General features: G+C 37.5%; 23 protein-coding genes. 2 read left to right on the forward strand and 21 right to left on the reverse strand.

Annotated elements, in window-relative coordinates; translation table 11 throughout:
• Positions 1–27: 27 nt before the first annotated feature.
• The 10 genes from IGK54_RS10720 to IGK54_RS10765 form a co-directional block, all read right to left on the reverse strand.
• Positions 28–768 carry an MBL fold metallo-hydrolase gene (locus IGK54_RS10720; RefSeq protein ID WP_002356393.1) on the reverse strand — a complete coding sequence of 247 codons (741 nt, stop codon included), beginning with the start codon at positions 766–768 and terminating at the stop codon, positions 28–30.
• Positions 769–913: 145 nt separating this feature from the next.
• A complete protein-coding gene (locus IGK54_RS10725) occupies positions 914–1,705 on the reverse strand; it encodes a DUF975 family protein (RefSeq protein WP_002362504.1) in 792 nt (263 codons plus the stop codon).
• 20 nt (positions 1,706–1,725) lie between these two features.
• Positions 1,726–2,808, reverse strand: coding sequence for a M42 family metallopeptidase (locus tag IGK54_RS10730; RefSeq protein ID WP_002367214.1), 1,083 nt, complete (start codon positions 2,806–2,808; stop codon positions 1,726–1,728).
• 212 nt (positions 2,809–3,020) lie between these two features.
• Positions 3,021–4,295: a D-alanyl-lipoteichoic acid biosynthesis protein DltD gene (dltD, locus tag IGK54_RS10735; protein WP_142957372.1), complete on the reverse strand. Its 1,275-nt coding sequence runs from the start codon at positions 4,293–4,295 to the stop codon at positions 3,021–3,023.
• Positions 4,295–4,531 (reverse strand): D-alanine--poly(phosphoribitol) ligase subunit DltC, encoded by a 237-nt coding sequence (dltC, locus tag IGK54_RS10740; protein ID WP_002356389.1) that lies wholly within the window; start codon positions 4,529–4,531, stop codon positions 4,295–4,297. Before dltC ends, dltD begins: the two co-directional genes overlap by 1 nt.
• A 32-nt stretch (positions 4,532–4,563) precedes the next feature.
• Entirely contained in the window at positions 4,564–5,769 is a 1,206-nt protein-coding gene (gene dltB / locus IGK54_RS10745; RefSeq protein WP_002382500.1) for a D-alanyl-lipoteichoic acid biosynthesis protein DltB, read from the reverse strand.
• Positions 5,766–7,286, reverse strand: a complete 1,521-nt coding sequence (dltA, locus tag IGK54_RS10750; RefSeq protein ID WP_002368807.1) for a D-alanine--poly(phosphoribitol) ligase subunit DltA — start codon at positions 7,284–7,286, stop codon at positions 5,766–5,768. Before dltA ends, dltB begins: the two co-directional genes overlap by 4 nt.
• A gap of 14 nt (positions 7,287–7,300) precedes the next feature.
• On the reverse strand, positions 7,301–7,450 hold the full coding sequence (locus IGK54_RS10755) for a teichoic acid D-Ala incorporation-associated protein DltX (protein WP_002356384.1): 150 nt from the start codon (positions 7,448–7,450) through the stop codon (positions 7,301–7,303).
• A 203-nt stretch (positions 7,451–7,653) separates the two neighbouring features.
• Positions 7,654–9,750, reverse strand: coding sequence for an ABC transporter permease (locus IGK54_RS10760; RefSeq protein WP_002392853.1), 2,097 nt, complete (start codon positions 9,748–9,750; stop codon positions 7,654–7,656).
• On the reverse strand, positions 9,740–10,507 hold the full coding sequence (locus IGK54_RS10765; protein ID WP_002356382.1) for an ABC transporter ATP-binding protein: 768 nt from the start codon (positions 10,505–10,507) through the stop codon (positions 9,740–9,742). Before IGK54_RS10765 ends, IGK54_RS10760 begins: the two co-directional genes overlap by 11 nt.
• Before the next feature lie 405 nt (positions 10,508–10,912).
• Between IGK54_RS10765 and nrdD the strand changes: the two genes are divergently transcribed.
• Positions 10,913–13,096, forward strand: coding sequence for an anaerobic ribonucleoside-triphosphate reductase (gene nrdD / locus IGK54_RS10770; RefSeq protein WP_002385686.1), 2,184 nt, complete (start codon positions 10,913–10,915; stop codon positions 13,094–13,096).
• A 32-nt stretch (positions 13,097–13,128) separates the two neighbouring features.
• The gene (gene nrdG / locus IGK54_RS10775; RefSeq protein WP_002356379.1) at positions 13,129–13,725 is read left to right on the forward strand and encodes an anaerobic ribonucleoside-triphosphate reductase activating protein; all 597 of its coding nucleotides are present in this window, start codon (positions 13,129–13,131) and stop codon (positions 13,723–13,725) included.
• A 44-nt stretch (positions 13,726–13,769) separates the two neighbouring features.
• Here the strand turns inward: nrdG and dinB are convergent, their stop codons facing one another.
• The 11 genes from dinB to tenA all read right to left on the reverse strand — a co-directional run bounded on the left by dinB (position 13,770) and on the right by tenA (position 22,295).
• Positions 13,770–14,885 carry a DNA polymerase IV gene (gene dinB / locus IGK54_RS10780; protein WP_023894966.1) on the reverse strand — a complete coding sequence of 372 codons (1,116 nt, stop codon included), beginning with the start codon at positions 14,883–14,885 and terminating at the stop codon, positions 13,770–13,772.
• A gap of 128 nt (positions 14,886–15,013) precedes the next feature.
• Positions 15,014–15,772 (reverse strand): ABC transporter permease, encoded by a 759-nt coding sequence (locus IGK54_RS10785; protein ID WP_002356377.1) that lies wholly within the window; start codon positions 15,770–15,772, stop codon positions 15,014–15,016.
• Positions 15,756–16,418, reverse strand: a complete 663-nt coding sequence (locus IGK54_RS10790; protein ID WP_002359439.1) for an ABC transporter ATP-binding protein — start codon at positions 16,416–16,418, stop codon at positions 15,756–15,758. Before IGK54_RS10790 ends, IGK54_RS10785 begins: the two co-directional genes overlap by 17 nt.
• 14 nt (positions 16,419–16,432) lie before the next feature.
• Positions 16,433–17,305, reverse strand: coding sequence for a 16S rRNA (cytidine(1402)-2'-O)-methyltransferase (gene rsmI / locus IGK54_RS10795; RefSeq protein ID WP_002356373.1), 873 nt, complete (start codon positions 17,303–17,305; stop codon positions 16,433–16,435).
• Between the two features lie 111 nt (positions 17,306–17,416).
• Positions 17,417–17,764: a DNA replication initiation control protein YabA gene (locus tag IGK54_RS10800; protein ID WP_002356372.1), complete on the reverse strand. Its 348-nt coding sequence runs from the start codon at positions 17,762–17,764 to the stop codon at positions 17,417–17,419.
• Positions 17,757–18,596 carry a PSP1 domain-containing protein gene (locus IGK54_RS10805; RefSeq protein ID WP_002356371.1) on the reverse strand — a complete coding sequence of 280 codons (840 nt, stop codon included), beginning with the start codon at positions 18,594–18,596 and terminating at the stop codon, positions 17,757–17,759. Before IGK54_RS10805 ends, IGK54_RS10800 begins: the two co-directional genes overlap by 8 nt.
• Positions 18,597–18,712: 116 nt before the next feature.
• Positions 18,713–19,663 (reverse strand): DNA polymerase III subunit delta', encoded by a 951-nt coding sequence (gene holB, locus IGK54_RS10810; RefSeq protein ID WP_002404418.1) that lies wholly within the window; start codon positions 19,661–19,663, stop codon positions 18,713–18,715.
• Position 19,664: 1 nt separating this feature from the next.
• Entirely contained in the window at positions 19,665–19,994 is a 330-nt protein-coding gene (locus IGK54_RS10815) for a cyclic-di-AMP receptor (protein WP_002356367.1), read from the reverse strand.
• A 19-nt stretch (positions 19,995–20,013) separates the two neighbouring features.
• The gene (gene tmk / locus IGK54_RS10820) at positions 20,014–20,652 is read right to left on the reverse strand and encodes a dTMP kinase (RefSeq protein ID WP_002356366.1); all 639 of its coding nucleotides are present in this window, start codon (positions 20,650–20,652) and stop codon (positions 20,014–20,016) included.
• 208 nt (positions 20,653–20,860) lie between these two features.
• A complete protein-coding gene (gene recR, locus IGK54_RS10825; RefSeq protein ID WP_002356363.1) occupies positions 20,861–21,457 on the reverse strand; it encodes a recombination mediator RecR in 597 nt (198 codons plus the stop codon).
• A gap of 175 nt (positions 21,458–21,632) precedes the next feature.
• Positions 21,633–22,295 (reverse strand): thiaminase II, encoded by a 663-nt coding sequence (gene tenA / locus IGK54_RS10830; RefSeq protein WP_002372337.1) that lies wholly within the window; start codon positions 22,293–22,295, stop codon positions 21,633–21,635.
• Positions 22,296–22,299 lie beyond the last annotated feature (4 nt).

Here is a 22,299-nt window from a genome sequence, read left to right on the forward strand (position 1 = left end):
GTTCTCTCCCTTGGTATAGTTACTTTTTTAAATCTCAACTGTTAAATCTGGTTGGGCTAATGTCACTGGAATTTCCGTTCCAGCATAGTTTTGCGCTTCTTCCCGTAGTTGTTCCAATGACCCATGCTGTGGTAAATGGGTCAACATCAATTGTTTGACTTGTGCTGCTTTGGCAATTTCACCCGCTTCTCTTGACGTAAAGTGTGCATGATGTCGTTCATTACCTTCAAATAAGTACGTATCCGCTAAGAATAAATCAGCGTCTTTTGCAAAGTCTTCGAAACTTGCTAAGTAACCAGAGTCTCCTGTAAAGACAAAGACTTTGCCAGTCGCTTTTTCAACAATCCGCATCGCGTAACAAGTGACAGGATGAATCGTTTCCATGAAAGTAATTAAAAATGGTCCTACTGCCAACTCTTCTGCTTCAAAATACTCTTTCCCTTCGGAAACGTTAGGAAGCGTTAGTTCTTTGAAATGCATTTGATCTTGTGTATGGCCATATATTGGCAAAATAGGAGTCGGTTCCAGCGTTGGATAAAGCTGACGATAATATTGTAAAACGCCTAAATCTGCGATATGGTCATGATGATAATGCGACAGAATGACAGCATCTAATTTCAATGGATCTAGATAGTTTTCTAAACGCACTAATGTCGTACTGCCTGCATCAATAAGCAAATGAAAGCCTTCAGATTCTAACAAATAGGAACTCGTTCCTTCTCCTTTGTATGGATAAGCGCCTAAACAGCCTAAGACAGTCAATTTCATGTGTGGACAACCTCCTTCAATACGATACTTCCATGTTACCATAAAATAACGGAAAAACGAGGTTAAAACGCTTAAATTTTCACAAAAAGACCAAAGAAAAAACCTGAACCCTTTGTCGAGATAACGAAGGATTCAAGCTTCTTTTTTATTCTTCGGCTAAACCTTTTTCTTCTAAGGCAGTTTGATAAAAACTAGCTAACGCTACATAGTTATAAGGAATCACCCATAATAGACCGATACCAATAGCTAAAAAGCCCACAATATACCAACCAATAAAAGAAAATTGTAAACATAAATATTGCCAAAAACGATTTTTCATTAAATATAACGCCTGTTTCAACGCCATCATAATTGGCAGTTCTGGATTATCAAAACGTAGCCACACAGCAAATTGAAAAACGCCACTCACAAATAAACCAATTAAAAAGATCAAGATAGTGGCAACACCAAACGCTAGGAAAAAGGAAAAATCATTTAAGAAAAAGGTCTGAATTTCCTCTGGTGTAACTGTATTAAACATCAATTTGAAATACAAGGTTGTCCCTGCTCCAAATAAAATTGGTAACAAAAATAACAAACCAATTACACGTTCAAGTACTTTTTGAAGTAGGTTGACCACAAATAGCGGACCATAATATTTTCCTTGAAAAACACTCATTAAAATATTGACCCGCACCTTTTCACCACGCAACACCTTCAAGGCTGCGTAATATAGCGCATAACTTAACGCGAATAAAACAAAAATTTGCAGTAATACTGCGGCAAAACTACTTTGAAAAACTTGATTTTCACCAGAAAATAAATTTTGCACAATCGATGTTAAGAAGCTCTGTAAAACCACTCCTAAGAAAGTTAACCAAGCCATGATCCCCCATTGCCCATCAAGAGCTCTGCGAGCATTGGCACGATGTTGCGAATTTGTTACTAAACTTTTCATTCATTCCATCCTTTCTGAAACTAATAACTAGTCAATTTAGCGACTGTTTCTTTATCTAGACGTTTCACCACTTCTGTGACTAATTTGACTGTGTTGAAATAATCATCTTCATGAATAACTGAGGTATGTGAATGCAGATATCTAACAGGCACCGTGATGGCTAATGATGGAATCCCGTTGCGCGTTAAATGCATGCGGCCAGCATCCGTACCTCCCCCTGTAATCACTGTATATTGGAAGGGAATGTTATTTTCTTCCGCCACTTGAATAACAAAATCACGTAATTTTTTATGCGGAATCATCGATGCATCATAAATCAAAATTTGTGGCCCTTCACCTAAAACAGAGTCGGCTTCTTTAGGTGTCATTCCTGGTGTGTCACCAGCTGTTCCTGTGTCTAAAGCAAACGCTATGTCTGGATTCACAAGATGCGTACTTGTTTGCGCACCCCGTAGCCCCACTTCTTCTTGCACATCACTGCCTGCAAATAAAATATTGGGGTGCCCTTCTGTCGCTAAATTTTCTAAAACTTTTAATGAAACGGCCGTACCAATTCGGTTATCCCACGCTTTTGCCAATAAAAATTTTGTATCATTCATGCGACGATAGTCAATATATGGTGTCACCATATCTCCTGGATGAATCCCCCATTCTGCAACTTGTTGATCGCTACTTGCACCAATATCAATAAACATATCTGCAATCTCATAGGGTTTGTTACGAACTTCCGCTGTTAACACATGCGGTGGTTTAGACCCAATGACACCATGGTAAACCTTACCAGTCGTGGTTTTAATCTGAACTTGTTGGGCCAACATCACTTGCCCCCACCAACCGCCAACGGTTTGAAATTTTAAAAAGCCTTTTTCTGTGATTTGGGTAACCATGAAACCGACTTCATCCATATGCCCAGAAATGTAGACTTTTGGTCCTTCTTTATCACCAACATTTTTTGCAATAATACTGCCAAGACCATCATATAAAAATTTATCCGCATACGGTGCTGCATACTTTTTAAATAACGAACGTACTTCGTCTTCATTCCCAGCAATCCCTTTAGCACTTGTTAAATCAATTAACATTTTTTCTTCTTTTGCATCCATAAAAATAACTCCCCTCAAAAACCAATTTTATCCATTATACCACGAACTAAAAAAATACTTACAAAAAATAAATTGAGCAACGTTCTCCACTAAAAGTAAACGAAAAAACAGCCTGCACGCTCGTTATTCAACGGCAGGTACAGGCTATTTTCATTGTTACGAAGCGTTTCTAGTCCGCTTCAGATAATTGGTACTTGATCCATCTTGCCTTCTTAAAATTGAGGTAAGACCAATGGATTTTGTTGTTGCCAATCTGTCTGATAAAAACGATCATCAATTTTATACGCTAACTTTTTAGACGCAGGTTGTTTCATAAATTCATCTACTTGACGATCAACAGCGAGCCAACCACGCCAACCTAAATGAATCGTGTCCGCCATAAAGTAGCGTTCATTACTACATGTTGAGAAGTCAGCAATGTTAGTAAACCCTTGCTCTTGAAGTTGATATTTCAGCTTGCGTGCTACTTGTTGCAACATATCTTGTGACAAGCCCGTATAGTCCGACCAACGTTTGTTAACAGGTGGGATTACAAATAAAACATCGACATTTTTTTCTGCTAACTGTTCTAACGCAGCTTGGAAATCACCATATTCTGGAGAAAAACGATAATCCCATTTCTTTTGTGAATGAGCTAATTTCGGTAAAACTGGTTTAATCCGTTGGCGATAAAAACCGTTACTAATTTCAAATTTATTATTATTAATGGCTTTTGCCGCAATTTTTCCAGCTAGCTGATCTAATTCATTAAAATTATACGTAGCGGGTAATTGTTTCATATCTTTTTCAACAATTGGTTCTCTGCTAACCATGCCAATTTGGCTAAACAATTCATCCTCACGATTCAAGAAACGGAGATTCATTATAAAATAATCTCGTTGAGAGCGTTGGGGAAGTTGCCCTGCCTGCAGATTTGCCAAAGTTTCCATTAAGACTTTGTCTTTTTGAACAACTGGAAATTTGGTCAAACGTTGTGCTAGATATTGATCACCACTGGTTAATTCGGTTAAATTAGCTAACCATTGATAGGTTTGTAATTGTGAATAGTGTGCACCAAAACTATCATTAGGTACACCCTTTTTGACAAACCATTGCGGAGATAAAATAAAGACCGCTTTTTTATTGGCAATCGCATCGCCCATCGAATGAATGACCATCGCTTGGGTTAATGACTGTGTGCCCGCTTCTCCTAGTAAAAACGGTCGGTAGTTCCGTTGATACTTTTCAGAGAGCACACTAGGGTGGAAAGCACTAAATCGACTTAATTCAGAAGAGCCAAAAAAAGGAACATATTTACCAGAAGCCACTGCTTTGTTTTTAATCACATTGCCTTTTAAAACGTTCGGTGCCATTGACGTTGATGCTTCCTTCAACGTTTTTTCGGAAGTTAAATTGATTCTGAACGGTGCAAAAAAGAACACTGCAACCAAGACCGCTGAACAAAGCACTGGACCTAAGATTCTGATTAGTCGTTTATTTCTAGACATTATTGTAAAGCTTCCACTTGTTGAATGATTTGTTTTGGTGTTCCCCATACTTCACGGTCAAAGTCTGATACAGGAACTTGGATTCCTAGTTGTCCTTCAATTTCTACTAATAATTGAACCGTTGCTAAAGAGTCCAATAATCCTTCTTCAAATAATTGAATGTCTTGATTGTTCACAACTTCGTCTGTTCCTGTAATATCTTCTAAAATGTTTAATACTGTTTCTTGAATGTTCATTGTAAATTGCCCCTTTATATTTTTATTTTTGTTTATTTAAACCATAGTTTGTCTAAAAATCCTGAGAAAATCAGGAAGCTGACACAAACCGCTTGGAAAGTTAAAAAGACTGCAAATGCATGTGTAAATTTGTTTGATGGTATCTTGTCTTTATGTTTTTTCTTAAAACGTAGCCAAGCATCTGTCACACAAATTAGTGTTGCATGGTAGAGCCCATAAGCGATGTAGAACCACGTTAATCCATGCCAAATGCCCATGATTAAGAACAACGCAAAGTAACCAATATTAGAAGTCACAATCCGACTTTTAAAGACTTTCTTTTTCATTAAGAAAAACATTAAGCGCATGTAAATGTAATCACGGAACCAAAAAGATAAGGTCATGTGCCAACGATTCCAGAATTCTTTAATATTCCAACTTAGGAACGGTTTGTTAAAGTTCATTGGTGTATCATAGCCCATTAAATAACTTGTGCCAACGGCCAGTAAACTATAGCCTGCGAAATCAAAGAATAGATACAAACTGTAATTATACATATAGCCGACTGTCCACCAGGATAAACCACCTTGTGCCAAGGCCATTTTTTCCACATGTGGTAAAAAGACACCACCAAGATAATGACTGATAATAAACTTATATAAAAATCCTAGAAATAAATAGAAAATTCCTTTTTCTAAAAAGTCTAAATATTTCTCCGCACTCGGCGGGTTTTTCAAATCTTTCTCAAAGCGCCGATAACGATCGATGGGTCCTGAAGAAATAGTCGGGAAAAACAAGAGAAACTGAATGTAACGAAACGGATGATATTCCTTCATTACGCCATCCCGTAAATCCATGACCACTTGGACCGCTTTAAAGGTTAAATAAGAAATCCCTAAAAAGCCAAGTAAAGTTGTTTTGCCTGTCATGAAGGGAGAAACTTTCACCCAAACAAGCGGTAATATAGCTAAAAAGACAGCCAGATAAAAGACCCAACCTGCATTTTTATTTTTTCGATAAGCCGCATAGCCCCACGTTAGTAATGTTTGATAAATAACATATACAATCAGAGCGACTCCTTGTTGCCAAAATTCGCCACCAAAACTGATATATAGAAAGACCAGTGTCACGAGTGTTTGGTACCAAGGCCAACGTGTCCCTTTAATGGCTAAAGTTAAAATCATCGGCAACAAGGCTGCAATTAGCAGAACAAAGTAATACGGTGCATTATAGGGAATCATATGAGGAAAATTCATCATGTGGCATTCACCTCATTCATCAACCCTTTCCGATCAATTTTGCCATTACTTGTCAAAGGTAATTGTTCAACATATACAAATTTTTGCGGAATCATATAGTCCATTGTCAACGTGGCTAATTCTTGTTTAATTGCCTTAGTTAATTGAAAATCACTTGAAAATTCATGTGCTTGCGGAACGACATAGGCAATTAATTGTTGGACTTTATTTCCTTGATATTTCGGCACAACGACTGCTTGTTTCACGTAGGAAACATTCGTTAAGTGATGATCTACTTCTTCTAACTCAATGCGGTAGCCATGCAATTTAATTTGAAAATCTAAGCGTCCCTCATACTGCAATAGGTTATCGACTAACTTTCCAGCATCGCCTGTGCGATAAGCTGGTACGCCATCTAATTGGAAAAAAGCTTCAGCTGTTTTCGCAGGATTATTTAGATAGCCTTTGGAAACACTTGGTCCAGCAATGACGATTTCACCAATTTCACCTGCAGGTAATTTTGACATGCCTTCCATAATATAAATTTGCGTATCCTCTTTCACATACCCAATTGGTAAACGTTGGACACTTTTTAAAACTTCTTGAGTGATTTCAATGGCACTAATCGCTACAGTCGCTTCTGTCGGCCCATACGTATTATAAATATGCGCAGTTGGGAAACGAGCGGCTAATTTCTCAGCCGTTGGTTTTGGTAATTCTTCTCCACAGAATAAAAACGTGCGCAGTGCTGGTAGATGTTCACCATCGAAGCTTGGTTCCATTAGACACAATTCAATAAATGACGGTGTTGAAACCCAGACGTCGATTGTTAATTGTGGCAAACGCGTAAATAATTGTTTAAAATCGTTAATGATTTCATTGGGTAACGGAGTTAATGAGCCGCCTAACGCCAATGCGGGATAAATAGACATCACCGATAAATCAAACGAATAAGGTGCCTGTGCTAAAAAGCGGGCCCCTTCTTCTAAACCAAAATCTTGCAACAACCAATTCGTAAAGCTAACTAAATTATCATGGCTGATTTGCACACCCTTTGGTACGCCAGTTGTCCCTGAAGTGAAAATGATATAGTAATTACTTGCTCCTGTGACAGGCGTCAACGCAGGCGCATGTCGAGGTGCATGCATCATCATTTCTGTTAATTCTTCCGCCGTAATTACTGGCACTTCGGTGGCTAACTCAGGCCATTCATGCACAGCAATCACTGCGGTTGGTTTGGCTACGTTTAGAATTAGTTCAATGCGTTCTTTTGGTGTATGTGCATCAATGGGGATATAGCTAAAACCAGCTTTCGATGCGCCTAGAAAACTCACAATCATTTCAAAATCTAATTCTCCGTATACGACAATCGCTGACTTGTCCGTTTTCAGCTCAGCTAAATAAGCGGCTAGATTGTCTGACTTTTCTTTTAACTCTCCATACGTAGAGACTTTTTCTTCGGTTAAATAAACAGGACGTTGGGGTTCTTTACGTGCCCATTCATCAATCGTTTGAATCATATTAATTACTTTTTCCATGTATAGCCGCCTCCTTAAAACTCGTTATAAATGAAGGTTCCTCCATTGATATTCTTGTAATGATAAAGATAAATTAATGCAATGACAATGAAAGAATAAAATAACGTTTTACCGATGAATTTAAGACTTTCGTTATTGAGAATTTTCTGAAAAGTTGTTTTCATTATCATTCACCTCCTAAGGTTAATCGCTATCCATTATTTTATGCTATATTTCAGCAAAGTCCATTGAAATTTCTTACAATTTAATAAAAAAACTAACAATTTCGTCACTTCTTAAATTTTCATGATTTTCATAAACGGAACTCTCATAATTTTTTCGCATAAAGAAACTGTAAAAACCGCTTCACAACGGCTTTTACAGTTTTTTAAAAATGGATGTGTCGAATCATCCGCGCATAAATGGCAGACGTTAAAATATAAAAAATTAGATAAACAATTATTAAGATTCCACAAGAAAGATATACTAACAAATATCCTGGACTCTTAATAAATTGGCTTAACAAATAAATGGCAAAGGTAGTATGCAAAATCCCAATGACCATCGGCGGAAAGAAAATCAAACTATTCTGTCGATAAATTTGCTTAGTTATCGCTTTACTAGAAACACCCATCCGTTTTAAAGTCACGTAATCTTGACGCTCACTTACAGCTGAAAAGAGTTGTCGTAACATCAAAATACTGCCCGTAATAAACAACGCTAAAATTGCCACAAACATGGAGACATATAAAGTCAAGCCGTTAATTTTTCGTTCATAGCGTAAAGAGGCGTAGCGATCATTCATATTTAGCCGCCAAGTTTCGGTGACATCATCTTGCGTATTCTTTGCCTCTTCGTTAGGCATTTGTTTGGCAAAACCACTCAACTGCTGGTTATTTTTTTCATACTTATACAAAATTGGCGCTTGCCATTCTGTGGCAATCTGTTTATTTACGGCTTCATAAAGTTTTTCACGGCTTTTCGTGTCAACATTTACGGCGTTAATCTGATACTGAATGGAATTTTTTGTCACTTTCTGATAAAGGGCATCGGAAACGACAATCGTTGGTAAGGAATATTGTAATAAAAAATTGCCTAGATAGTTAGGCAGCACTTGTTGTAGTTGTGCCTTCTCCCCTTCAACAAATTGCAGTTTCGATTCATAACGAGACATACCACTTAAAATATTGGTAAAGCTATCCATATAGATAACACTTTGGTCATTTTTTAAATGTAAATCGTTTAAATAAGGATTAATTTTTTGATAGTTGCGGTAGTTGGAGAAAGATAAAACATTAACTGCTTCAATCGTTTCTTGTTCCTCTTGCGCTTGACCAATTCGCAAACTGCGTTCAATTCCAGTAATTTTATAAGAAAGTGTCACTTCATTTTTTATTTTGGTGTCCTTCGCTTCATCGAGAACTTTCTTCAATTTAGGATAGCTTTCCTGTGAAACTAAAAAGTCCACGGGGCCATCACTGTTGACAGTGTGCATACTAATCGTATACACAAAAACCATCACGCCAATCCCACTCAAGGCTGTCGCAATTAACAAGGTCAAACCAGTGAGTGTTTTGCTACTTTTAAATAAGTAGCGTTTGGCATTGCCTAAAGTAATCATGCGTAAATCTTGGTAATACCATTTTTTTCTATGATTAAATAAGCGAATGATAAAATACATGGTATAACGGAAAAATAAATAAGTTCCCACCACACATAGACCCAAAATGATAAAAGGCGTCAATGTAATAATCATCGGAATCGAGATATCCAATGAATCATTTAATTGTTTATACACAATACCTGTCGCTAAATTCCGAAAATCAAACGCAATAAAATAACCAGCCAGTAAACAAATAGGTCCTAAAATACCTAGAAACTGCCGCCGTTTCGTTAAACGACTATAATTAATTTGACCAATTTTTTCTTGGTGCATAAGCTGCGACAATGGATAACGATAAATCATCCAAATACTTCTTAAGCAGACAATCAAAATCATAAATGCAAAAGCTACACCGGTTTCAATAACGGAACGCCAAGAAATATAGAAGAAACTGGGGACTTCTAAAAACATAACTTTGGCTAAAATCATTGAAAACAACTTGGTGAAAATCACTCCTAAAATAATCCCATTAATTAGTGAAACAAAGCCTAAAACTAAATTTTCTACTAAAAAAATTAGTGAAACTTGGCTCTTTCTCAAGCCAATTAATCGATACAAGCCAATTTCTTGGCTACGTTTTCCTATAAAAAAACGATTTGCCGCCAACATAAAGCCCAAAATAATAATGGTGACTAAGGTACTACCGAGTCCTAAAGATCGCTTAATTTCGATATCACGGCCTGCACCTGCGACAAGAGGCTGGTTGTAAGCGATCGCACGGAAACAATAATAAACGACCGCTGCAAAAGTCATACTAATGTAATAAACCAGATAGTTAGGTACATGAGCTTTTAAATTTTTTAATGATAGTTTAAAAATCATTTGCGCGCCCGCCTCCACCAATCGTTGCTTGCATATCTATCACACGATTAAAAAATTCCTTACGTGATCCTTGACGAACAACTTCTGAGAAAATCGCACCGTCTTTAATGAACAAGATGCGATTGCAAAAACTGGCCGTGTACGGGTCATGTGTCACCATCAAAATTGTGGCATCATCATGTAGATTAATTTCAGCTAAATATTTCAACAATTCTGTTGCTGATTTTGAATCCAGTGAGCCAGTTGGTTCATCTGCAAAAATAATTTTAGGGTTCGTAATCAAAGCACGAGCAGCTGCTACCCGTTGTTTTTGTCCCACAGATATCTCTGGTGGATAAGCAGATAAAAGCTCCTGAATCCCCAAAATCGAAGTCACATGTAACAAACGTTTATCCATTTCTTCTAATGAAACTTTTTCTACAGCTAAAGGCAACAGAATATTGTCCTTCACATTTAACGTATCAATTAGGTTAAACGATTGAAAAATAAACCCCATTTCGTTTCTTCGAAAATCACTTAATTGATTATCTCGCATTTTTAAAATATCTTGTCCGGCGATGCGCACGATTCCTGCGGTTGGCAAAATAATCGAGGATAAGACATTCAACAGTGTCGATTTCCCAGCACCGCTGGGACCCATAATCCCCACAAATTCGCCTTCATCAACGGTAAACGAAATATTATCTAATACTTCTGTTTTATTATTTAAACGACCATATGTCTTGCTGACATGGTTTACTTCTACAATTTTTTTCATTTTTCTCGCTCCAACGTTTTGTTATTACTCTTATTTTACCAAGAAAAAATCTGAATGAACATCGTTTTATCTTACAATATCGTTCGGTAGTCAAAGAATAATTGGCATTTCGTGAATAAATCCGCAAACAATTATTATTTAATAATTGTTATTTTTTAGTGTTGCTTTTAGCAATTTGGCAAAAAACTCTTTGCTGTTTTTTAATTTGGACAAAGAATTTTTTTCACACAAAAAAATTTGCTCAATCCTTTTCTTCATTTGTTTTCATATTTTTTCAAAACAGCGCAAGCACAATATATAGTGTTTGTCTAGTGATATTTTACTAAAAATACGCAATATATCGATTGAATTTAGCCGACCTTTGTATTAGGATAGTTACTAACGAGATATAAGGAGCTGGATAAAATGATGAAGATTACTGATGAAAAAGCCGAGGATGTTAATCTCTCAACAATTAAAGTCGTCAAACGGGATGGTCGTTTAGTGACTTTCGATGATCAAAAAATATACGATGCTTTGATCAAAGCTGAACAAAAAATACATGACCAAGTCACTCCTTTGACACATCAAAAAGTCCAATCGATTGTTGCCGATGTCAATCGAGAAATTGCCGAACGTTTTACCAATAACGTAAAAATTTATGAAATTCAAAATATTGTGGAACATACTCTGCTATCCAACAACGAATATGCCTTAGCCGAAGAATACATTCATTACAGAACCCAACGTGATTTTGAGCGTAGTAAAGCGACTGATATTAATGTATCTATCGGCAAATTAATTAATAAAGATCAGACTGTCGTGAACGAAAATGCCAACAAAGACAGTGACGTTTTTAATACGCAACGTGACCTAACCGCCGGGATTGTTGGAAAATCAATTGGTTTAAAGATGTTGCCTTCACACGTGGCTAATGCCCATCAAAAAGGCGACATTCATTACCACGATTTAGATTATCATCCATATACTCCCATGACAAACTGCTGTTTAATTGATTTTAAAGGCATGCTAAACAATGGCTTTAAAATTGGGAACGCTGATGTCGAATCACCAAAATCAATTCAAACGGCCACTGCACAAATTTCTCAAATTATTGCCAATGTAGCTTCCAGTCAATATGGTGGTTGCTCTGCCGATCGGATTGATGAATTATTAGCGCCTTTTGCGGAACGTAATTATGAAAAACATTTAGCAGATGCGCAAGAATGGATTGAAGGAGAAGAACGCCAAAAAGCATTCGCTCGGAAGAAAACGAAAAAAGATATTTTTGATGCCATGCAAAGTCTTGAGTATGAAATTAATACCTTATTTACTTCCAATGGACAAACCCCTTTTACTTCTCTGGGATTTGGTTTAGGTACCAACTGGTTTGAGCGAGAAATTCAACGGGCGATTTTACAAATCCGAATTAATGGTTTAGGGATTGAAAAACGAACAGCTATTTTCCCAAAACTGATTTTCACAATTAAACGAGGCGTCAATGCGCAACCTACTGATCCAAACTACGATATTAAACAACTGGCACTGGAATGCGCAACGAAACGCATGTATCCTGATGTTTTAAACTATGATAAAATCGTTGAACTAACAGGTAGTTTTAAGGTACCAATGGGCTGTCGTTCCTTTTTACAAGGCTGGAAAGACGAACAAGGTGAAGAAGTAAATGTTGGCCGAATGAATTTAGGCGTTGTGACCTTGAACTTACCAAGAATCGCTTTAGAAGCGCAAGGAAGTCAAGAAAAGTTCTGGCAAATTTTAAATGAACGTTTGGCGATCGTTAAAGATGCTTTGGTTTATCGTGTTGAACGTGTTAAAGAAGCTAAACCAGCGAATGCACCGATTTTATACATGTATGGTGCATTTGGAAAACGTTTAGCTACACAGGATGCCGTAGATGAACTGTTTAAAAACAAACGTGCCACGGTTTCGCTTGGCTATATTGGCTTGTATGAAGTGGCTTCTGCCTTTTACGGCGGTGCTTGGGAGGACAATCAAGAGGCCAAAAACTTTACACTGGATATTTTAAAAGAACTGAAAAAAAATGCCGACAACTGGGGCAACGAATACGGCTATCATTTTAGTGTCTACTCTACACCGAGCGAAAGCTTGACTGACCGTTTTTGCCGTTTAGATACTGAAAAATTTGGCATCGTCGAAAATATTACAGATAAAGAATATTACACAAATAGTTTCCATTATGATGTACGCAAAAATCCAACGCCTTTTGAAAAACTTGATTTTGAAAAGGATTATCCAAAATACTGTTCTGGTGGTTTTATCCACTACTGTGAATACCCCATGTTACAGCAAAATCCCAAAGCACTTGAAGCTGTCTGGGATTACGCTTATGACAAAGTTGGCTATTTAGGAACCAATACGCCAATTGATCATTGTTATGCCTGTGGTTTTGAAGGGGACTTCCATCCAACTGAACGTGGCTTTGAATGTCCAGAATGTGGCAATCATGATCCTAAGACTTGTGATGTCGTTAAACGGACTTGTGGTTATTTAGGTAACCCGCAAGCTCGTCCAATGGTACATGGTCGTCACAAAGAAATTTCCTCTCGTGTGAAACATTTAAAAAATTAAACTCGATTATTCTATAGAAAGAAGTTTTGCTGATGCGTAATCCGAAACCACAAGAATGGAAAACCGAAGACTACAGCCAAAAAAAGATTGCCGATTACAAAGCGTTCAACTTTGTTGATGGCGAAGGTGTACGCAATAGTTTATATGTGAGCGGCTGTCTCTTTGCTTGTGAAGGTTGTTTTAACAAAGCTGTCCAAAATTTCAATTACGGTACGCCGTTTACAGAATCTTTAATGAATCAAATTATTGAAGATTTGTCCCATGACTATGTCCAAGGTTTGACTCTTTTGGGTGGTGAACCTTTTCTGAATACAGATGTTTGTCTTAGTGTAGTCAAACGTGTGCGGGAAACATTTGGCTCAGCCAAAGATATCTGGTCTTGGTCTGGGTATACCTTTGAAGAACTACTTTTAGAAACGCCTGATAAGCTTGAACTACTCCATTCAATTGACATTTTAGTTGATGGGCGCTTTGAACTGGCAAAACGTAATTTAAATTTACAATTTCGTGGCAGTAGTAATCAACGGATTATTGATGTACCCAAATCACTTGCTGCTGGCAAAGCTGTTATTTGGGAAAAATGTCATGACGCCGAAACGTCTTATGAACAAATCAAAAAATCAATTTAAAAAAGTTAGCCCTTTAGCCATCTCTTGAGGATGTGTCTAAAGGGCTAACTTTTTTCCCATAAAGGTAAAACAATGTTTTCATACGCTAGTGGATCTAAATTCGTTAAAGTAATGCCTAATAAACGGATTCCCTGTTCTAAACCTAAAATATCTTCCCAAATTAAATTCGCTTGATAGAAAAGTTCTTCTTTTTTAGAAATATATTCAGGTAATGTCACACGTTTCGTAATCGTCGTATAGTCAGTATAACGAACTTTTAGGACTACTGTTTTGCCATGTTTTTGCACTCGTTGCAATGCACGCTCAACCCCTGCTGCTAATTGTCTCAATTGAGCCGTAACCTGCTCTTCCGTCGTTAAAGGGGTGCCGTAAGTATGTTCCTTACCTACCGACTTACGATCTCTAGTCACTTGAACTGGCGCATCATGGATACCGCGGACTTTACGATACAATGAATAACCCATTTTACCGAATAACCGAATCAACGTCATCTCATCTTGCTTGTATAAATCTGCTCCAGTAAAAATCCCTAGTTCATGCATTTTAGGCACTGTTTTTTTCCCGATTCCGTGGAAATCTTCAATCGGTAATGCTTTCAAAAAATCTTCGGCCTCTTCTGGTAAGACAACCGTCAGGCCCTTTGGTTTCTGAAAATCTGATGCTAACTTGGCTAAAAACTTATTGTAACTAACACCTGCCGAGCAAGTTAACTGCAATTCATGCCAAATATCATATTGGATCATTTTCGCAATTTTAATAGCCGACTTACTGTTGACCTTATTTTCAGTTACATCTAAATACGCTTCGTCAATAGATACCGGTTCAATCACATCTGTATAGCGGCGAAAAATTTCACGGATTTCTTGAGAAATTTCACTATATTTCTGATAATTACCTGGCTTAAAAATGGCACTTGGACATAGTTCATACGCCTTTTGAGCACTCATAGCCGAGTGAATACCGTACTGTCGAGCAATATAATTCGCTGTAGTCACCACTCCTTTGCCCCCAGTATCACTTGGATGGCGCGCAATAACTAACGGATGTCCTACTAACTCTGGATGATCTCGTTCTTCAACTGAAGCAAAAAACGCGTCCATATCTATATGTATAATTTTTCTCGACGTATCTTTTTTTAAGGGAAAACGTAATTCGCTCATCATTTTGATTCGCCTCCTCCTTCTATTATATACGAACGTCCGTTCTTTTTCAAATTGAAACTTCTTTATTTCAACCAGAAAAAGCTGAAAATCCGTGAAGTTATAAACACAGATTTCCAGCTTTTTAATTAAACAACCAATTGTTTTTGTTGATTATAGTAGCCTTTATAGGCAAGATAAGTTGCAATCACTGAACCAATACTTGTTGCTGATAACAACATAAAAGTCACCATAATCTGATATTTTATCGCATGGACAGGATCAACGCCCGCAAAAATCAAGCCTGACATCATCCCAGGTAAACTAACAATTCCGACAGTTTTGGCAGAATCAATCGTCGGCGCCATCCCGGTTTTCACACTTTGTTGGATAATTGGTAAAGAGGCGAGTTTGATAGTTGCACCTAATGCTAGTTTCTCCATTACCGCTTGCCGTTGGTTTTGAAAAAGAGTATCTAAATTGCGATAGCATAAACCAATTGCCACCATCGAATTGCTGGCAATCATCCCACTGATAGGAATGATTTGAGAAGGAATAAATTTGATAGAACCAGAAAAAATCAAAATACCAATGGTAATTCCTGTACTACAACCAATTGCAATGAAAGAAATCAAAAAGCCCTTTTGTAATTGCTGGCTGCGTTTTTTTGCATTAAAGGCTGCGTTGGAAACAATCACCAAAACCATGATGAGCGTTAAAATCAGGTTATTGACTTGAAAAACATATTTTAATAAATAGCCGACTGCGACTAATTGAATGACTGCTCGAATCACACTAATAATAATATCTTTGGTAAAACCTAATTTTTCTTTAGTACTAATAATTAATGCGACCACTACTAGCATGGCTGAAAAAAATAAGGATAAATTATTAACTGCTAAATCCATCTGTCGGCGCCACCTTTCCTGCTACAATACGAATCACTTGCTGTGCTTGCTGAATTTCTTCGGTATCATGCGTGATACGAACCAGCGTGACTCCTTGCTCTTTGTTTAATTGGTTTAACAATTGATTGACAATTTGTTTGCTTTCTTCATCTAATCCCGTTGTAACTTCGTCTAATAATAAAACATCTGGTACAAAAATAATGTTTCGTAGCAAAGCAACCCGTTGTCGCTCACCACCAGAGAGTTCGGCTATTTTCTTTTCAAGATAAGCAGCGGGCAATTTCACTTGTTGGAGCAATGCCACGACTTTTTCCTGATTAAACGCTTCTTGTCTGACGGTAAATGGAAATAATAAATTATCATACACGGTTTCACCAAATAAAGTTGGCTGCTGAAAACAATAAGAAACCTTTTGGCGGTATGTTTCGATTGGCATTGTAGTAATTGGCGCTTCTTGATAAAAAATTTCGCCTTCTGTAGGACTTAATAATGAAGATAAAATTTTTAAAAATGTACTTTTCCCGCTACCTGAAGGACCAACAATTGTTGTATTGCTGCCTGTTTCAAATGACAAATCAATATCAGAAAGAATGCTACGACCATTTACTTGATAAGACACGCCTTCTGCTCGCAATAAATTACTCATGTTTCTCTCCTTTTTTAAATGGAATGATATTCTTTATATACTTCTTGTTTTTTTACATTTCTCAATTTAGCCACTTCTTTGATTGCCTCTTTTGAACTCCGTCCCTCTTCCTCCATTAAAACTTGCACATGTTCCTTGAGGGAAATAGCTGGCATTGCTGCTATTGTCTCTTTCTCACCAGTAAATCCGCTAACTAATAAACAACACTCGCCTTTTAGCGTATTTTCTGCTAAATATTCTGTTAGTTCTCCTAAGGTACCACGCAAATACTCTTCATGAAGTTTCGTTAATTCTCGACAAATCACAGCGGGGCGTTCTTGACCATAGACTTCAGCAAACGTTGCGACCGTTTTAGCAATCCGATAGGGGGACTCATAAAAAATCTGTGTCGGCCGTTCTTCTTTTAATGCTGATAACACGTCTTTCTGTTCTTTTTTCTTTCTTGGTAAAAAACCATAAAACGTAAATGGCTGTGGTAAAAGACCCGAGGCAATCAAGGCGGTCATTCCTGCCGTAGGTCCTGGCAAGGCAATCACTGCCAGTTCTTCTTCAAGACATGCTGTAACCAATTCATGACCAGGATCACTAATTGAAGGCATACCTGCATCGCTAACTTGGGCAATCGTTTCACCACTCAGCAATCGTGTAATCAGTTGAGGAATTCGCTCTTTGTAATTATGTTCGTGTAAACTAATTTGTGGTGTTGTAATCTCAAAATGATTTAGCAATTTTTGTGTGTTTCTTGTGTCCTCACTAGCAATCACCGTTGCTTCTTTCAATATGTTTAAACAACGAATACTCATATCTTCTAAATTGCCGATCGGTGTTGGGACAAGATACAATTTTCCTTTTGTTGTTTGCTTATCAAAACTTTTCTGTTTTTGCATAGCGCATCCCTCATTTTCCTTTTTCGTTCTATAAATAGATAAAGGTTTGATTTGACAATCGATTGACTGTCAAACCAAACCTTTCCTTTTTATTTGCAGTGTCCACTAGACTTAACGCGTACGTTCCCCATAAATAACATCAAGACAAAAGGCACATTCTTCATCATTTTCACGTCTTGAACCATATAAAATATTGCAGACATGGAAGCCCTCTTCATAAAGTTTTTCCAAATTCATACGTGATTTTGATAGCTCTTGTTTTTCAGTTTCAGTTGTATTTCCTGCTAACTTATTCAGTTCTTGGAGATGCTCCCGTAAGCGTTGGTTTTCGATTTCCAACGTGGTATTTTTTTCTACCAACTCATGGAGTGCTGCTTTAATTTCTCTTAATTGTGTCACTGAACTGTCTAAATCAGTTTCCAACGAATTTAATCCATCATAGAGCGAACGTTTATCCATTTTGATCACCTTTTTCAGCAGCAACTTTCGCAGTAGCTTCTTTGATTTCTTCGTAATCATAATCCGCTGCGATTTCACGACCATGCAGACGAACTTTGACAATCCGACTTAATAGATTCAACCCGACGACTTTACCTTTGCCATCTGGTGTTATTACTTCTTTTCCATAATCTGGTAATTCTTTTTTAGCGGCTTCATATTCGTCGTTTTCGTATTTCAAACAACACATTAAGCGGCCACATAATCCCGAAATTTTAACAGGATTTAAAGATAGCCCTTGATCTTTAGCCATTTTGATTGAAACTGGCATAAAATCTCCTAGAAATGTTGAGCAACATAGTTGTCTGCCACAAGGGCCAATGCCACCTAATATTTTCGCTTCATCTCGGACACCAATTTGACGTAACTCAATTCGCGTCCGGAAAATAGCCGCTAAGTCTTTGACTAATTCACGAAAATCAATTCGCCCATCTGCCGTAAAGTAAAAAATCATTTTGCTACGATCGAAGGTATATTCTACTCGCACTAATTTCATTTTTAAGTCATGAGCTCGAATTTTTTCATTGGCAATGCTTTTGGCAGCTTCTGCATCAGCCAAATTTTTTTGTTCTTTTTCTAAATCATTGGCTGTTGCTTTATTTAAAATGGGTTTTAGGTCCTCTGGTAAATCGTCTGAATCGACTGTTTTTTTAGGAATAGCAACAGTAGCTAATTGTTTTGACTGTTGAGATTCAACGAGTACTTTCTCATTATAAATATACTCAGATTTTCCAGGAGCAAAATAATAGATATGACCGGCTTCACGGAAGCGAACTCCTACTACTTCTACCATTTTATTCCTCCTAATCTAGTTCAAGTGAACGTCGCTTCAATCGGTTAAGGAACTTGCTGAAACAACTAAGTTCCTACTATATTATGAAACTGAATGCCACTTGGCACTTTTTTCCTTTATGATTTAGGGTGAATCATTTGGATAACTAATTGTTCACAAACATTTTGCCAACTAACATTGGCAGTCCATTTTTGGCGTGCTTTCAAAATTAGCGCCAACCGTTCCGCCTGCTCTTCCGTTACTTTTTTGGCTTGCTGTGTCGCAACACTTTCTTCCAATAATTGACGGTAATAAACCATGAGCAAGTCAAAGCTAAGCGCTTGTTGTTCTTTTTCCTTAAATACTTTGACCATTTTCTTCTGAACGTAGATAAATGCCTGTAAATCATTACTTTTTAGATAATTAAACCATTGCAAAATGATTTCCCTAGCTTCATTAAACCATTCATCTTGAGAGATTTCAACTGCTTTCTCAAAACTATTTGTCAGCTCAGCTAAAAGGATTGCAGTCTTTTCACCAATCCCCTGTTTGATTAAGCGATCAATTAATGTTTTTTTGACTAATGGTTGAAAATGTAAGGTTTGGCATCGTGATTGAATCGTTGGTAAAATTCGAGAAAGCGAAGTGGTTTCTAAAATAGCTAAAATTTGCCCTTCTGGTTCTTCTAAAAATTTTAAGAGACTATTGGCTGCGCCGGTACTCATTTTATCTGCTTCTTGAATTAAGAAAACTTTTTTAGCAGTCTCGACCCCACTTTTAGAAAACTCCGCTTTTAATTCACGGATTTGGTTCACTTTGATGGTTTGCCCATCTGGCGCAATTCTTAAAACATCTGGATGTTCATTTTCATTAATCCGCACACAATTATGGCATTCGTTACAAGGCTGTTGATTTACTAAATTCGTACAAAAGACATGTTTCGCCATCCATAAGCCAAATTCTTGTTTTCCAGTTCCTGTATCTCCTTCAAAAAGATAAGCATGGGCAAGACGACCATGCTCAAAACTTTTTTGGAGTTGCTTGTACAGCAAAGGTTGCATTTGCTGTAGCTGTTGTGCTTCATTCATCTTAATATTGATGGAATCCTTCAACTGGTAAGACGAAGCAAGTAGCACCGCCTACTTCAACTTCCACAGGATAAGGAATTTGGCCATCCATTGTGATATCTAAAGTCACAGGTGTTGAAACATATTGTTTTCTTGATTGACATGTTTCTTTAATTAAAGCTAATGTTTCGTCGACACGTTCATCATCAATCCCAATAATAAATGTGCTGTTTCCCGCTTTTAAGAATCCACCTGTTGAGGATAATTTTGTAGCACGAATATTGGCATCAATAAATTCGTTGGCTAATCGGTTACTATCTTTGTCTTGTACAATGGCTAAAATAATCTTCATGGTCTACACCTTCCTATAATTAAAAGTTTTCTGGATAACGTTCAATAATCGCCTGATACGTTGCTTCTACGACAAGTTCTAAACTCATCCGTGCATCAATCTTTTTGATACGTTGTGGATTTTCTTCTGCTAATTTCAAATATTCATGACGAACACGTTGATGAAATTCTAATCCTTCTGAATCTAAGCGATCAATTTGCTGTGTTCGATTTTCTTGAATCCGCCGTAAGCCAGTATCTGAGTCAACGTCTAAATAAATTGTAAAATCTGGTGAGACACCTTCTGTCGCAAACGCATTAATTGAAGCAATGGGGGCAATCCCAATTCTACGCCCAGCGCCTTGGTAGGCTAATGAGCTGTCAACAAAACGATCACATAGGACTAAATGACCCGCTTCCAAAGCTGGCAAGATTTTTTCCACTAAATGTTGACGACGAGCAGCTGCGTAAAGTAAAGCTTCTGTTCGCTCATCCATTCTGTCATTTCTTGGATCTAAAATAACTGTTCGAATCTTTTCGGCAATCGGTATGCCGCCTGGTTCTCTTGTAGTGACAATTTTTCGTTTTGACTCTTTAGCTAATCTTTCAGAAACTTCCTTCAAAACACTGGTTTTGCCAGCGCCATCTGGACCTTCAAATGTGATAAAAATACCCTGCACGTGCGAAAACTCCAATCAATTTTTACTTGTATCTATTATACTTCATCTTGCTCTATCAGTCTAATTGAAATCCTTATGTCCAATTTAAAGTGATGCATCCGCTGAAAAAAAGAAACTGAAAAAGAAGTACGGAAAAGCTTGAACTGCGACATTTTCTCACAGAAACGACCTACTTCGATTTCAACTTCTTTTTCCAACGATGTTTCTTTTAAATTTCTCGACGTCCTTCGACTGCTTTTAGCAAGGTTATTTCGTCTGCATATTCAATATCGCTGCCGACAGACAAGCCGTGTGCCAAACGAGTAACGGTGATTCCAGCTGGTTTAATGAGCCGTGATAAATACATCGCCGTCGCTTCTCCTTCAGTGGTAGCGTTTGTTGCTATAATGACCTCTTTCACTTCATCATCGTGCAATCGTTTGATCAAAGAGGCAATATTAATATCTTCTGGTCCTGTTCCTTCCATCGGTGAAAGCACCCCGTGAAGTACGTGATACAAGCCTTGATATTCACGCATTTTTTCCATTGCCATAACGTCTTTTGGTTCTTCCACTACTAAAATAATACTACGGTCACGATTTTTATCTTGGCAAATTTCACAAGGATCTTCTTCAGTAATATTTCCGCAAATACTACAGAAATGGAGATCTCTCTTGACACTAATTAGCGCTTTTGCAAAAGCATTAGCATCTTCTTCTTTCATATCAATTGTATAAAAAGCAAGCCGTGTCGCTGTTTTTTGACCAATTCCTGGTAATTTCATATAACTTTCAATCAATTTTGCAATCGGTTCTGGATAATTCATGAGGCTTCTACAGTCCTTTCTTAGCAAGGCGTTTCTGTTATTACTGAGCGAGTTACAACAGATTTTGCGTCACTGAATATCTTATCACGCCCTGTCAAAAAAGCAACTGACAATTACTGCTTTCTAATACAAAAACAAGTCGTTAGTTACGAGCACTAAACGACTTGCTTTTGTATTAACCAATCCAGGTTTCGTGTGTATAGGCCATTTCCCAAAAAGCGTATTCCATCTCACTGCTGATAACAAAAGCGGTGATCATAGCTGCTTGTTCTTGTGGTGAACTTTCTTCATATAATTGGTCTAACAGTTGGCGTTCCTCTTGGACGTGTTGGTACGCTTCCTCCCCAGCATAGGTTTCAATCCAACGTTGGTACAGTGGCTCTGGTGAGTGTTGTTTGACTAACTGTGCACCAATTTCTTGATAGAGCCAAGAACAAGGCAACATACTTGCTGCGGCCGTCTTAGGCGTTCCTTCAATAAGTTGGCGATACATATGAGAAACATAGTGATAAGCGGTTGGTGCAATCGGTGTCGCTGCAACTTCTTCTTCCGTAATCGCTAGTTCTTCAAAAAAAGTTTCACGAATAGCTAATTCGCCCAACGCAAGATTTTCCGCATTTGTTAAGAGTAATTTTTTCAATCGAGGTTGTTGCGTTTGTGCCGCAATCAAGCGATAAAGCTGACTAAAATGTTTTAAATAGTAATGATCTTGAATTAAATAGTAGCGAAAAATCATTGGACTCAAGGTTCCTTCATGTAACTCTGTGATAAAAGGATGCTGAAAACTCCCTTGCCAAGAAGCTTGCGCTTGTTCTTTGGCTTGTTCTGTAAATGTCATAGGT

Origin of the sequence: Enterococcus sp. DIV2384, assembly GCF_050534975.1 — a bacterium.
Lineage (GTDB): Bacteria > Bacillota > Bacilli > Lactobacillales > Enterococcaceae > Enterococcus > Enterococcus faecalis.

Coding starts and splice junctions, on each gene's coding strand:
- IGK54_RS10720 (WP_002356393.1), bottom strand. CDS start 768: ATGAAATTGACTGTCTTAGGCTGTTTAGGCGCTTATCCATACAAAGGA.
- IGK54_RS10725 (WP_002362504.1), bottom strand. CDS start 1,705: ATGAAAAGTTTAGTAACAAATTCGCAACATCGTGCCAATGCTCGCAGA.
- IGK54_RS10730 (WP_002367214.1), bottom strand. CDS start 2,808: ATGGATGCAAAAGAAGAAAAAATGTTAATTGATTTAACAAGTGCTAAA.
- dltD (WP_142957372.1), bottom strand. CDS start 4,295: ATGTCTAGAAATAAACGACTAATCAGAATCTTAGGTCCAGTGCTTTGT.
- dltC (WP_002356389.1), bottom strand. CDS start 4,531: ATGAACATTCAAGAAACAGTATTAAACATTTTAGAAGATATTACAGGA.
- dltB (WP_002382500.1), bottom strand. CDS start 5,769: ATGATGAATTTTCCTCATATGATTCCCTATAATGCACCGTATTACTTT.
- dltA (WP_002368807.1), bottom strand. CDS start 7,286: ATGGAAAAAGTAATTAATATGATTCAAACGATTGATGAATGGGCACGT.
- IGK54_RS10755 (WP_002356384.1), bottom strand. CDS start 7,450: ATGAAAACAACTTTTCAGAAAATTCTCAATAACGAAAGTCTTAAATTC.
- IGK54_RS10760 (WP_002392853.1), bottom strand. CDS start 9,750: ATGATTTTTAAACTATCATTAAAAAATTTAAAAGCTCATGTACCTAAC.
- IGK54_RS10765 (WP_002356382.1), bottom strand. CDS start 10,507: ATGAAAAAAATTGTAGAAGTAAACCATGTCAGCAAGACATATGGTCGT.
- nrdD (WP_002385686.1), top strand. CDS start 10,913: ATGATGAAGATTACTGATGAAAAAGCCGAGGATGTTAATCTCTCAACA.
- nrdG (WP_002356379.1), top strand. CDS start 13,129: ATGCGTAATCCGAAACCACAAGAATGGAAAACCGAAGACTACAGCCAA.
- dinB (WP_023894966.1), bottom strand. CDS start 14,885: ATGAGCGAATTACGTTTTCCCTTAAAAAAAGATACGTCGAGAAAAATT.
- IGK54_RS10785 (WP_002356377.1), bottom strand. CDS start 15,772: ATGGATTTAGCAGTTAATAATTTATCCTTATTTTTTTCAGCCATGCTA.
- IGK54_RS10790 (WP_002359439.1), bottom strand. CDS start 16,418: ATGAGTAATTTATTGCGAGCAGAAGGCGTGTCTTATCAAGTAAATGGT.
- rsmI (WP_002356373.1), bottom strand. CDS start 17,305: ATGCAAAAACAGAAAAGTTTTGATAAGCAAACAACAAAAGGAAAATTG.
- IGK54_RS10800 (WP_002356372.1), bottom strand. CDS start 17,764: ATGGATAAACGTTCGCTCTATGATGGATTAAATTCGTTGGAAACTGAT.
- IGK54_RS10805 (WP_002356371.1), bottom strand. CDS start 18,596: ATGGTAGAAGTAGTAGGAGTTCGCTTCCGTGAAGCCGGTCATATCTAT.
- holB (WP_002404418.1), bottom strand. CDS start 19,663: ATGAATGAAGCACAACAGCTACAGCAAATGCAACCTTTGCTGTACAAG.
- IGK54_RS10815 (WP_002356367.1), bottom strand. CDS start 19,994: ATGAAGATTATTTTAGCCATTGTACAAGACAAAGATAGTAACCGATTA.
- recR (WP_002356363.1), bottom strand. CDS start 21,457: ATGAATTATCCAGAACCGATTGCAAAATTGATTGAAAGTTATATGAAA.
- tenA (WP_002372337.1), bottom strand. CDS start 22,295: ATGACATTTACAGAACAAGCCAAAGAACAAGCGCAAGCTTCTTGGCAA.